General features: G+C 34.0%; 12 protein-coding genes. 1 reads left to right on the plus strand and 11 read right to left on the minus strand.

Annotated elements, in window-relative coordinates; all coding sequences use genetic code 11:
* Nucleotides 1-39: 39 nt before the first annotated feature.
* A complete protein-coding gene (locus tag F0000_RS28370) occupies nt 40-690 on the plus strand; it encodes a Fic family protein (RefSeq protein WP_255452820.1) in 651 nt (216 codons plus the stop codon).
* Between the two features lie 377 nt (nt 691-1,067).
* Here F0000_RS28370 and F0000_RS20205 read toward each other — a convergent pair whose 3' ends face one another.
* The 11 genes from F0000_RS20205 to F0000_RS20255 form a co-directional block, all read right to left on the minus strand.
* Complete coding sequence (locus F0000_RS20205) at nt 1,068-2,228, minus strand: DUF4105 domain-containing protein (RefSeq protein WP_149626539.1); 1,161 nt, start codon at nt 2,226-2,228, stop codon at nt 1,068-1,070.
* Nucleotides 2,215-3,429, minus strand: a complete 1,215-nt coding sequence (locus tag F0000_RS20210) for a sterol desaturase family protein (protein WP_188112197.1) — start codon at nt 3,427-3,429, stop codon at nt 2,215-2,217. The genes F0000_RS20205 and F0000_RS20210 overlap by 14 nt, the downstream gene beginning before the upstream one ends.
* A 26-nt stretch (nt 3,430-3,455) precedes the next feature.
* Nucleotides 3,456-4,403 carry a diacylglycerol kinase family protein gene (locus F0000_RS20215; protein ID WP_149626541.1) on the minus strand — a complete coding sequence of 316 codons (948 nt, stop codon included), beginning with the start codon at nt 4,401-4,403 and terminating at the stop codon, nt 3,456-3,458.
* A gap of 167 nt (nt 4,404-4,570) precedes the next feature.
* Nucleotides 4,571-5,572 (minus strand): UbiA family prenyltransferase, encoded by a 1,002-nt coding sequence (locus F0000_RS20220; protein ID WP_149626542.1) that lies wholly within the window; start codon nt 5,570-5,572, stop codon nt 4,571-4,573.
* 25 nt (nt 5,573-5,597) lie between these two features.
* Nucleotides 5,598-7,412, minus strand: coding sequence for a carbamoyltransferase C-terminal domain-containing protein (locus F0000_RS20225; RefSeq protein ID WP_149626543.1), 1,815 nt, complete (start codon nt 7,410-7,412; stop codon nt 5,598-5,600).
* Nucleotides 7,366-8,457: a DUF3089 domain-containing protein gene (locus F0000_RS20230; protein ID WP_149626544.1), complete on the minus strand. Its 1,092-nt coding sequence runs from the start codon at nt 8,455-8,457 to the stop codon at nt 7,366-7,368. The genes F0000_RS20225 and F0000_RS20230 overlap by 47 nt, the downstream gene beginning before the upstream one ends.
* Nucleotides 8,429-9,718, minus strand: a complete 1,290-nt coding sequence (locus tag F0000_RS20235; protein WP_149626545.1) for a pyridoxal phosphate-dependent aminotransferase family protein — start codon at nt 9,716-9,718, stop codon at nt 8,429-8,431. Before F0000_RS20235 ends, F0000_RS20230 begins: the two co-directional genes overlap by 29 nt.
* 7 nt (nt 9,719-9,725) lie before the next feature.
* Complete coding sequence (locus F0000_RS20240; protein WP_149626546.1) at nt 9,726-10,754, minus strand: thiamine-monophosphate kinase; 1,029 nt, start codon at nt 10,752-10,754, stop codon at nt 9,726-9,728.
* Nucleotides 10,755-10,764: 10 nt separating this feature from the next.
* On the minus strand, nt 10,765-11,034 hold the full coding sequence (locus F0000_RS20245; protein WP_149626547.1) for an acyl carrier protein: 270 nt from the start codon (nt 11,032-11,034) through the stop codon (nt 10,765-10,767).
* 12 nt (nt 11,035-11,046) lie between these two features.
* On the minus strand, nt 11,047-12,315 hold the full coding sequence (locus F0000_RS20250) for a beta-ketoacyl synthase (RefSeq protein WP_149626548.1): 1,269 nt from the start codon (nt 12,313-12,315) through the stop codon (nt 11,047-11,049).
* 41 nt (nt 12,316-12,356) lie between these two features.
* The gene (locus F0000_RS20255) at nt 12,357-12,839 is read right to left on the minus strand and encodes a 3-hydroxyacyl-ACP dehydratase FabZ family protein (RefSeq protein ID WP_149626549.1); all 483 of its coding nucleotides are present in this window, start codon (nt 12,837-12,839) and stop codon (nt 12,357-12,359) included.
* Nucleotides 12,840-12,850 lie beyond the last annotated feature (11 nt).

Genomic DNA, 12,850 nt, shown 5'->3' on the forward strand with positions numbered 1-12,850 from the left:
CAAAATAATTCAAATATTCGAAAAACGTCAGGAACTACATTGTCAAATTCAAATGGAGAAACTATCTATACACCTCCTTCTGGGGAAAAGAATATTAGAGATAAAATGGCTAATCTGGAAAAATTCATCAATAATAATCAAACTTACGATCCTTTAATAAAAATGGCAATTATTCATTATCAGTTTGAGGCTATTCACCCTTTCGCTGATGGAAATGGGAGAACTGGAAGAATTTTACTCTTATTATGTTTAAAAATTGAAAAATTACTCGATGTCCCCGCTATATTTCTTAGTCAATATATAATGGATAGTAAAACTGATTATTACAAGAATCTTAGAGCAGTAACAGAAAATAATGATTGGAATAGTTTCATTCTTTATATGTTGGATATGATTGAACAAACAGCTATAAAAGATTTGGCTCGCTTAGAATCTATAATGACGGTATTATCAACTGTGGGTAATGAAATAAAACAAAAATTACCCAAAATTTATTCTAAAGATTTAATCGAATTATTATTCAGACTTCCTTATACAAAAAGGAAACATCTTATTGATGAAGGATTAGGAACACCTAAAACTGTAGGAAATTATTTGATCAAACTTGAAGAAAATGGTTTTCTAAAATCAATTAAAGTTGGCAAAGAGAAACTTTACCTAAATGAAGAGTTAATGAAAATATTGGAATAAAAAATGAACTAATCAGATGAAAGGTATTAACGATTTCATGTAGGTTTTCCAGCGTGTCTTGCAGGTATCTTTTGGTGGAATTAATATAGCGTGCCCCATATATTGAGTTTTTCTAGAGTTGTTTTCAAGGTGCAATTGTAGCGTAGGAATCAGCAAAAAAGCACAAAAAACGAATAATTCCTTCATAAAATTAAGAACACAAAATCTCTTAAAAACCTTATAAATATTGATCTTATTCTATTGGAGTATTAAACTCTCTAAAGTAGAAAGTAGCTATTTCTTGTTTAGACAAAAAAGAAAACTAAATGTAGCATTGACTACGTTTCTTTTTATTCTGAAATTAAGATAAAAAAAATGATTTTTTAACTCCAGTAGATTCAAAGGCTGATATTGGTTGTTTTTTGCGATAGACCCAAAATTAGGGTAAACAACACGGGGAGAATTGTTAGTAGATATTGGAGATCAAAATATGCCATTAGGAGCATAAATAAAAGGATACATGTTTTTATAATTGTCTTTAGCAGTGTCCTTCTCTTTATAATGAGAAATAGTAATACTAAAGGGTTACTCCAGAATAAATCTATATTCCATTTTAGGATTTCGTGCTCTGAGAAAAGCCATAAGTATATTAATATCAACCCTATAATTCCAAATAACAAGAAAAAGGAATGATATATATAGAAAGCTATTTTATGGACAAATAGTACATTTTTTTCCATACGATCATAAATGAATGATATGAGGAGGAATAAAAAAAGTGTCCAAAAAAATAGTTTAAAATAGTGCTTCTTTTCAAAAGGATGCTCGTCTCCCAGAACAAGTACCTTTTCATCTTGATAAATAGGAAGATAGGTGATTGTTTGTTTCAAAAAATCAGGTAAAAATACAGCTTTTCTATACGTAAAAGGAGTATCAGCATTATAACCAAAAAGGAGGTTAATCCCCACAAAAAGGAAATCATTATGACCGGTATAACTATCGATCAGTTTTCTTATCGTAGTTTTCTTATTGAGGGTATATTCATGTTTTTTCAGGCTTAATTTTTCCTTTGGAATAGATCTTTCTAAAATTTCCAGAATTTTAGTAGCACAATTATCCTCAACAAACTCATATTGGTAGTAACGATTTTCTAATTTATAGTTTTCTAATAAGTTTTTATAGATCAAATTAACTTCTGCCGGAGTCAATGCCAGTTTTTGTTCACTAACACTTCTGTTTTCTTCTATATAACTTATTTTAAAATCGTTAAAATTATTTACAGAAAGATAATAGTTTAGTTTACCGTGTAGAAATTTGGTATAAAAATTTGGATCATCAAAATTAAAAGTACCGTAGTTAAAACATAGATCTATAGCGTTTGCGGGGTCTTTTATTCGAATAGCGCTATGCCCAAAGGTACCATATAATGCTTCGGATTTACCACAGCTCAGAACACTTACATACGCCTGATCAGAAAGCGTAGGGTCTGAAAAAGAAAAAGCTTTATAACAATAGAGTATAAAAAAGAGAAAATATAATAATACGTTATTTTTTTTCATCACTCAGAATAATAAATACCAATGAATTGATAAGGGTATATAAGATGATAATATGTAAACTATAAGCTATAATATCTCTTATCAAAATCCACAAAATAAAGATAGAGAAAACAATTCTCACCCCTTCTACAAAACGAAAAGTTTTACGCACTGATAATAAAATACCTAAGATGGTTAAAGTACTTAAAATATAGAGCGCACTAAGTATTTTTTCTGTGAAGGTATAAAAGGGTTCAAAATCTATGAGAACGATAAAAAATAGAATGATGAGTAAAAAATGCCATCCAATATATAACCTGCCTTTTAATGTAGAAATGTGAGATGTCATTGTCTTTAATTGAACAGAAAATTTAGCAATATATGGAGGCAATTCTAAGGTGTCTGAGGCAATGGTTCCTGGTTTTGCAAATAGGTAAGCAACTTTTACCGAGGGTATGCTAATTTTTTTTAAATCTTTTATCAAATGTATCCAATACGCAAAATTAAGTACCATTGGGTTAAAAGATAGAATAGGAGTAGTGATCCCATAAATAACAGTTTCCTGCTCTTTTTGGAAAGTTCCAAACAATTTGTCCCAGATGATAAACACACCTCCATAATTTTTGTCAATATATTGATGATTTTTGCCGTGATGCACTCTGTGATGTGAGGGCGTATTAAGAAAATATTCTAAAAAACCTACCTGCCCAATTAACTTAGTATGAATAATAAACTGATATATGGTATTGAAAGAAAATAAGACAAAAAATGAAATTGTATCAAAACCTATAAGCGCTAAGGGGAGATAAAATATAATATTGAATAAATTATCAAACCAGGATTGTCGCAATGCTACCGAAAAATTAAACTCTTCACTCTGGTGATGTACAATATGCGTTCCCCAGAGAATATTTACCTGATGGGCAAATCTGTGGAACCAATAAAAACAGAGATCAATAAGAATAAATAACAGGATCCAGGTATATATATTAGGCTGTATCTTGAAAAATCTCAGATTTTCATATACCCATGAATAGATGCCAAGAATTATGACTTTCAGGAAAATATCTATTACTTGCTGTCCTATTCCACAAGATAAATTAGTGATCAAATCATCAAAACGATATAATGCACGTTTGGTTACCCATTGATATACTAATTCAATGAGCATTCCTCCAATAAAAAATGGAATGGCTAAAGCAAAATAGTTTTCATCGTTCATACTGCTTTTTTTTGACCAGAATAACATTATTTCATGATCCTGATGGTATGCGGATAAATTGAAAAAGATACATTTCTAGCAATTTCAACTTCTCCATCAGTTTCTAAATACAAAGAACTTCCAGAAGAAACTTCCAGCTGATTACACTTATAGGATGCTCTGCCTTTTTTTGGTTTTTTGGAAATAAAACATCCATTAGCAAGGTCAACAATCGTTCGGATTACACTGATAAAATTTTGATTATACGCATAGTTTACCCCAAAAGAGCCTTCATTAGGTGTTATATTTTGATTAAACCTGAAACTTCCTGATACATTAGGGTTTTTTAGCACACTTAAACTGGTAAGTTTTACTCGCTTTTTTTCTAATGGTGATATTATGTTTACACTTGATGAGGTATATGTAAATAATGTCTTCACAGCCGTATAGTTGATCGCCCATTCCAGTTTTTTTCGTTTAAAAAAGTTAATAAAACGGTCTCCTTTATTAAATATATGATTTGCCTTTGCCAATAGACCAATACTAGCATTAATCAAAAAGAGTTTGTGTTGTTTCCCACGAGTATCGGTATCATATGCTACCGATCCAATATCTTGCATATAAGAATGTGCGTAGTCAATTTTTACAGGAACTCCTGCTATCATATGATCAAAAGGCTTTAAAAAATCATTACTCGATCCCAATCCTATACCACCAATAGTAAATTCTTCCAGTTTACTATTCTTACCAATATTTTTAATAGCATTGATAAGATAATGGATACTGCCATCACCACCAGCAGAAATAAAATAGGTAACACCCTCGTTACTATATAATTTTGATACGCAATCATTTATATCAAAAGGTACGCGGTAAGGAATTCTAATAATGGTATTTCCCTTTTCCAAAAAATAAAGTTTATCCTTTATTTTTTCCCATTTTACTGTCGCTTTATTATGATTAGCGCTTAGGTTTATTAATATTGCAATTTTCATTGGTTTAAAATTTTAGATACTGAACTCATTTTCGTTTAAAAATAAAAAGTCAAGATGAGTTCACTTATTGGATAGATTGTCCAAAAATTCAAAAAACTTGGATTCATACTTCGGATATCATGTGTTGATCGGGTATGTATAGCTTTTTGAACTCTTCGATTATAAGTTTAGATTTGCTCTTTTTGAGGGCGATTATAGATGACTAGCTCAAAAAGAAGGTAGAATACGACTCCAGAGATAAAAACAGCAACCGAAGACTGAAAAGAAAATATGATGGCGAGATGCCATAAAATAAAACTTCTAACGGTGGATGCTACTGGAATTGCCGAATTCTCTTCGGTACGATCCAGTGTTAACAATCCGTATATCTGTCCTCTTATGGCGATCAGAGATCCCAATATAAAAGTTAGCATCCCTATCAAAGTATATTGCTGACTAATTAATAATCCACCAGCGACAATACTCACGAATACATTCACATTTCCCATCCACATAGATTTTATCCATCCATATACTACAGGAAAAGTCTTATATCCTGTTTCTCGATCTGCGCTAATATCTTTAAGGTATCCGATTAGTACGAAGTTTGCATAAGAAGCAAATGTCATGATCGCTAGAACCAGTATCGAAGTATCCGATACAATAGTATTAATAGATAGCGTATTACTACAAGATAAATATCCTGCGATGGGCAATAACATCACAATCCATGAATTCCAGAAAGGCCCCATAAGTGTTACATTTTTCTTAAAAAAAGTATAGGTGATAAGCCCGAGAGCAGAAAGCAGAAAAATTGGCAAATTATAGATGTTAAAAAGAATTAGTGGAACTCCGATAGCGATAAGACCGATAATACTAATCGCCATAACGTGTCCTTTTTTTACGATTCCCCGAACCAATGGTCTGTATGGTGATGATATACTATCCGTATCAATCTGAAAACAATCGGTTAACGCCTGCCCAAAACCATATCCTAAGAAGAAGGCGATAAGACATACTACCAGGCGAATACTTTCTGATATTGATACTGAGAAGGACAGTGCCATCCCGGCATAACCTGCTATTCCAGAGACAAATAAAAGGTAAGGTCTCATATGAGTGACATAAGAACGAATAAACCCTAAACTTAAGGGACTGTATACATGAATTGATAATTCTGAAGGTTTCATTTGTAAGTTTTTTAATATTGATAAATTATAAGCTTGTATATTCTTTGTGATCGATGTTGGTAACCGATTTATTGGTTAATGCTGCTTTTTTAAAAATGTAATTATTGACAATCAATGCATCTAATCCAGAATTGAAAAAAACAGTCAATGCATCCTTGAAATTGTGAATAATAGGCTTTCCCATTACATTAAAACTGGTATTCAATAGTATGGGTACTCCGGTTAGTTTATAGAACTCCTCTATGAGTTCATAATAGGTTCTGTTCCATTCTTTCTTTACGGTCTGTAGTCGGCCGGTATAGTTCTCGTGCACCACAGCAGGCACTTTATGACGCATTTCTTCACGGAACACCAATGTACGTTCCATATAAGGCGATTCCTGGTAGTTTTCAAAATATTCCTCCCCATATTCTGAAAGGATTGACGGTGCAAAAGGTCTGAACTCTTCTCTAAATTTTACCCGGGCATTGATTTTATCCTTCATCTCTGGAGATCTGGGATCCGCAAGAATCGAACGATTGCCTAATGCTCTGGGGCCAAATTCTGCTCTTCCCTGTGCCCATCCAATCAGTGCTCCGTCAGCCAATAAACGAGCAGTTTCTTTACAAACTCCTTCTGGATGATATGTTACAAATTCATAATTGGCATATTTAATAAACTGCTGTATTTCTTTATCATCAATTTCGGATCCCAGATAAGGAGATAGTATAGTTTTATTAGGTTTCTTAGGGATGGGAGTATCTTTTAGGTATGATAGATATGCAGCTCCTATAGAAGTGCCATCATCCCCGGGAGCAGAAGGAACATACACGTTCTTAAAAGGTGTCTGACTTGTAATCTGACCATTAAATGACGAATTCAAGGCACAACCTCCAGCATAAATCAGCTGATCTGAGTTTCCTTTTTTATGAATGCTTTGAAGCACTTTATTCGTATACTCTGTAAACAATAACTGTCCTGTATAAGCAAGTTGAGCTCTAAGCTTAAATTTCTGATCAGAAAATTCCAGGTGTTTCTTAATTTCGTCTAATACAAATGCTACATTTTTTGGATTATTTTTGAATTGGATATGACAATCTTTAATCACCAGAATGGAAGCTAATAAGTCATAAAAGAATTGATTTTTACTACCATATGGAGCCATTCCCATTACTTTCCATTCTTCTCCTTTTATAGGATCGAATCCACATAAATAGGTAATTAATGTATAAAAGAAACCTAAACTCTCGAATCCTTTATGATGCCCCAGTTGTGTAAGTTTTTGATTATCATAAGAGAAATAAGAAATAGATCCTGATTCTCCTATACCATCAATAACCACACAGGTTGCATGATCCATTCCTGATCCGTAAATGGCAGAAGCAGCATGAGCAGTATGATGATTGAACTGATGTCGGTATACTTTTTTGTTATTCAGTTCCCATCTGATATATCGCTCCAGATTAGCACCGGATTGTATGAGACTTGCGGACTGATTTCTTAAAAACCATAGCAGGTTTTCATCAGGGAGCATAGATTTCACAAGTTTTTTAAAACCATAATTAATAATTCCAGTGGGCTTTTTATGTAATAAACCAAAAGTATTGAGCATACGTAGCATTCTGCTATAAGAATGACTCCAGGTAGTTGCAATATGGAATTCTGCATCAGCGTCACAGTATTTTTTGATAATACTATCGATCCATACGACTGCATCCGCAGCGCAACCCATTGCCCGTTTTTTCTGTAAATGTCGCTCTGTACTTTCAGCAAAAAGAATGGTACCGGTTTCATCCATCACCGTAATTGATGGATCATGAAACGTAGCTGCTATCCCTATGTAATATTTTGTGTGTTTCATTATTTTTCTTATAATATGTTGTTATTCTCTGCTGTACATTTTCTCTTATATTATCATAAAAAATATGATAGTCCATGGGGACATAATCTCCCTTTCTCAGTTTGAAAAAACCGAAGCCTAATCGATTAATTTGTAGTACTCCTTTGTCAACAGATACTTGTACTTTATTTTTTACATGAATATTGAAATAATACGTATAAGCGCCTTTGTGTTTATTCTTAGAAGTTAGTACTGCCGAATTGTGTTCCCAACTAATGGGATTGGTGCATAGGGCGTCATCATATTGCCCTTTAAAGTATAATGGGTATGCATTTTTACCAAAAGTACTCCAGCTCACATAGCAATTAATATCGTCCTTAATTCTGGAAGGGAAGATATGTCTGTATAAATTTTTACCTATAGGCATCGCTACCAGATAGGCGCAGATCAGTTTTTTACGTAATGCAGGATTTTCATCAAATAATTCCAGCAATAATCTCTGAAGATGAAACGTTCCCTGACTATGTCCTGCAAGTATAATCGGACGTCCGGTATTATATGTTTTTAGATAATGTAGAAATGAATTCTTGACATCATTATAGGCTTTATCCAAAGCTTTCTGACCATTATTATTTGCACTTTTGTCATAAAAAGAATATAAAGTGGCCTGTCTGTATTTTGGGGCGTAAATATTTGCAATCCCCTCAAAAATTCTTGTTTGTATTTTGACAGCATAGGTGTATGTGGTTTTATTTAAGCTGCTTTCTGTAATATCAGCATTCCATGCAGTTCTATTTAAAAAAGTAGTTCTGTGTACAAAAAAAACATCTGCTTTGTGGTCAATACCTTTGTTTGCAGTATTTACATACCAGTTTTCTTTTTTACTATAGTCGATAGTTTCCTTATCCGTAAAATCATCAGAAAAATCTTTGGTCACCTTAATAAATGGAATCATATCAACCAGCGCCAATGGTGAATTATAGAGAAACCAAATCAAAGTAAATACGATTAATATGCTAGCGATATACCACATCATATCAATGGTCATTAAAGTTATTCCATACATAATCTACAGTGTCTACTAATCGATCAATATGTGATTTGGTATGACTGGACATGATGCTGATACGATAGCGCTGTTCGTTTAACGGAACCGCGGGATACTCAATAGAATTAATAAAAATTCCTTTTTGATGAAAACCGTAAGAAGCTTTTCTAATATTCATAGTAGGAGGAACACTTAAGGTAATGATGGCTGCTTCAGGTGCTGTGACTAGGCCATATTTACTAAGCTTTTCTTTGGCATATGTTACATTTTCCATTAATTTTTGCCGGTGCCAGGGTTCATTTTCAGAAATTTCGATACCAGCCAATACGCCTGCTACCACCGGGATAGGTATGGAGGCAGAAAACATATAAGACCTCGAGAAAAATCGCAAATAATTGATTAATTCTTTTGATCCCGAAACAAAACCTCCGGTGACTGCAAATGCCTTGCTAAAAGTGCCCATAGTAATATCAATTTCTTTTTGAACACCATATGCTTCTGCAGTACCATGACCCTGGTCTCCTAGTATCAATGTACCATGGGCATCATCCAAGATGGTCATTGCGTGGTGTTTTTTGGCAATGCTAACTATTTTATCTAGCGGAGCTGTGTCCCCATCCATGGAGTATACACCTTCTACGGCTATAAACTTATTCTTCCCTCTAAGCTTAGTATTGTCTTGCAGGATTTTTTCTAAATCAGCGGCGTTATTATGTTTAAATGAAGTTCCGGAAGCTTTAGCCATTTTAATTCCGTCAAAAAAAGAAGCATGGCTATATTCGTCATATACGACACAGTCATTTTTTGAGCTTATCAGTGCAGTTACCAAGCCTACATTGGCATTATATCCAGAAGAAAATAATAAGGTGTCTTCTGCCTGTTTTAGGTATGAAAGTCTTTCTTCTAATTCTGCATGTAATTTGGTAGTTCCATTTAATAAAGGAGGTCCTCCAATCCCAAAACCGAATGCTGACATGGCATCTTTTACTTTTTTTAGTACCAGAGGATGATTGGCAAGATCCAGGTAATTATTGGATCCGAACATAAGCATTTTTTGAGGTTCATGAGTATAGATATCTTTTACCAGTACCTCAGATCCGGCAGGTGATAGAATTACTCTTCTGTATAGATTGCTTTTTTCATCTATGCTCTCCTTGATCATCCCATTAAAATGTTTGATCCGATCTCTGAAAGTCGAATTTCGGTTCATTAGCAATACCGTATTCAGATCTATATTTTCTCCTCCCTGATAGGTTGAAGTGATTTCTTTTGTTTCCATGAATTTGTTATTGAAATTCTAATTGTTTTTTTAGGTTATGTATATATGCCTTGATATCCCCTTTACTTATGGTAAAAGCCTGTACAATGGCTTCCAGATCAATAGGTTGTTCTTGTCCTTCGGATATGATGGATAAATGTCCATTTGCGTCTGTCACTTTGCCGATACAATGAACATTGATATTATGATTTTCTACTTCCTTTAGAAAGCTTGTATTCTTATCCTGTGGAATCGTATATATCAATTCATATTCTCCTACAATTCCTGCAAATAGGGTAATAGGTGATATTTCCAATCTATTACAATGCTTTAGTAACTGCTTCGGAATACAGGAAAATGCATTTTCATTAAGAGAAAAACCTATAGTATTTACTTTCATTAAAGTATATAAGGCGTGAAAAAGGCCATCACTGGTATCGATACAACTATTCGCATAAGATGCCATGAGTTGAGACAGTTTAATATTAGGATATGGTCTATATTCAATAGCTGTTCCCAGGTTTTGTAATGCAGCGAAAGCAAAGAAATTTCCAGACCCAATAGAACTACCTGTATAAATAAGATCACCTATTTGCGCTCCTTTGCGTTGTACAATTTTATCAGGAGATGGTATAAAACCAATTGCAGTGCCTCCCAGCAAGATCTGATCAGCAAAATTAGTATCCCCTCCTAATACAGAAACATTAAATGCGCTGCAAGCCGCGGCAATTCCTTCCTGAACTTTAGTAATAAATGCCTCTTCTGTGTCTTTCTGAAAAACCTCATTCAGTGTCAAAAATTTTGGGATCGCGCCAACAGCACATAAATCACTAATATTTACAACGACAGACATCCACCCCATTAAAAAAGGGTCTTTATATATTCCTGTTTGGATTTCTTCACATATAATATCTGTGGTAATTGCTAGTATAGACCTATTTTGCTCTAGAAATACGATTTCAGCATCTGCTTCATTTACTTTATTCAGTTGTGAAGGATGTCTTGGAAACAGACTGGTTAGTTTCTCATGCCATATTAATTCATCTTGCTGTGTCATACCGCTACTGTTATTCTTCGACGAGCATTTGTTTGGATTTTTCTATAAGATCCAGACAGCTTGCAACATCAGTGAGTTGTTTGACCTCTTCATCGCTTATTTCAATGTCAAACTCATTTTCGATGTCTATGACTATGTTAATAACATCCAGTGAATCAATTGCCAAGTCATCGCTTAGTGATAGATTTTCATTGAAATTTTCAAATAATTGCATTTCATCTTCAGAAACATGTTCTTTCAGAATTTCTTTAAACGTTTTTAATACTTCTTTGCGTTTCATAATATATTGATTTTAAGCGTTATATTTTTTAATAGCTATGGTTGCATTAACATCTCCAAAGCCAAAATTGGCTTTTAAAGCAGTGCGGATTTTATAAGATTCTCGTTCTTGCGGAATGCAACCGGCATCTATGTTTTTTAGAATATCTTTGTGTATGTCTTTACAATTCATATTAGCGTGTATAAATTCATGATGCACTTGTAGTATAAGGCTAACGATCTCGATAGATCCTGCTGCACTGAGACAATGACCTATCATAGATTTGAGGGTATTAATTTTTGGGAATTTTTTTTGCTTCCGCCCTAAAGCGACAGACCAATTTTCGATTTCTATAGGGTCTGCCATTGTTGCGGTCAGATGCCCTGATATTAGATCTACGTTTTCGGGAAGAATGGCGGCATCTTTTAATGCTCCTTTGATACAATTCACAACACCATTTTTATTAGGAGCGGTCATACTGCCACCTCTCCTTTGTCCGCCAGAATTAGAAAAACCACCAATAATTTCTGCATATATTTTTGCATTTCTTTGTATTGCGGTTTCCAGGGTCTCAAGAACCAAAATACCTGCACCTGCTCCGGGAATAAAACCTTTTGCAGAAGCACTGAGTGGTCTGGAAGATTTTTCTGGAATGTCATTATACCCACGAGCCAAAATCCTCATGTTATCAAAATTGGACCAGATATACTCGTCAGGAGATTCACAACTACCGGCAAGCATTCGTTTGGCTCTTCCAGAACGGATGTACTCATATCCCATTATAATAGATTCTGTTCCGGTGGCGCAGGCAGAACTATTGGAGAATACTCGGTTGCCTAAGCCCAATAAACCAGCTACTTTGGCACTGGCACCACTGACCATTAGTTGTTCTATAAAACGTGTGCCTAATCGTTTGATCTGATGATTATCTACTTTTTGGATTACCTCTCTAAACTGATGGATATCTCCTGTAGAACAGCCAATTATACAACCGGTTTCAAGATCTTCAATGTCATTATTTATAACTAATCCTGCATCTATCCAGGCTTCAGTCGCAGCAATGCAGGCATATTTTATATTTTTGCTTGTGATATGTTTGATATCGCTAGTGCTAAAATTTGTCTTTAGGATAGTATCATCTTCTATGGGGATACCAGCTACGCAACAACGCATACCAATTTCTTCAAGATGTTTGTGAAATTTGATTCCAGATACATGATGAAGTAATGATTGGCAGAATTCATCAAGATTCCTCCCATTTGGAGTAATTGCTCCCATTCCTGTAACGACGACCCTTGTCATTTTTTCCCTCTTTTATGATTTTTAAGACTTACTTTTTCTATTTATTGTCTATTGGTTTTTTCTAAAATAAAACCCGATAATATTCCTTCTGCGAGTATTTCATTATTGATATTTAATAGTTTTGTTTTACATATTAATTTGTTATGCTTAAACAACTTTTTTTCTGAAACAACATATACACGTTGATCTGGGGTTACGATTTTTCTAAACTTAATATCTGTAGTAGACAACACAGGAACTTTTTGACTCATATCAGGAGATGAAAAAGCACTTTTTTTGTCTAATAAGTGAATTCCAAGGGCTACCAATCCTATCTGAGCCATAATTTCTGTCAAAATCACTCCGGGAGTGATTGGATATTCGGGATAATGACCTTTATAAAAGTCTAAATTTTGATCCAGGAAATAGCTTCCTTCGATTCGCTCCTCTGTAAGTTGAGTAATCTGATCAATGAACAAGAATGGTTTTTTATGTGGCATTCTGTCAATGATGGTGGTCTCTGTTTTTAGTAATTCATCAAGCATTGTAATTTGGT

The sequence above is a fragment of the Aquimarina sp. RZ0 genome (assembly GCF_008370685.1).
In the GTDB taxonomy this organism is placed as follows: domain Bacteria; phylum Bacteroidota; class Bacteroidia; order Flavobacteriales; family Flavobacteriaceae; genus Aquimarina.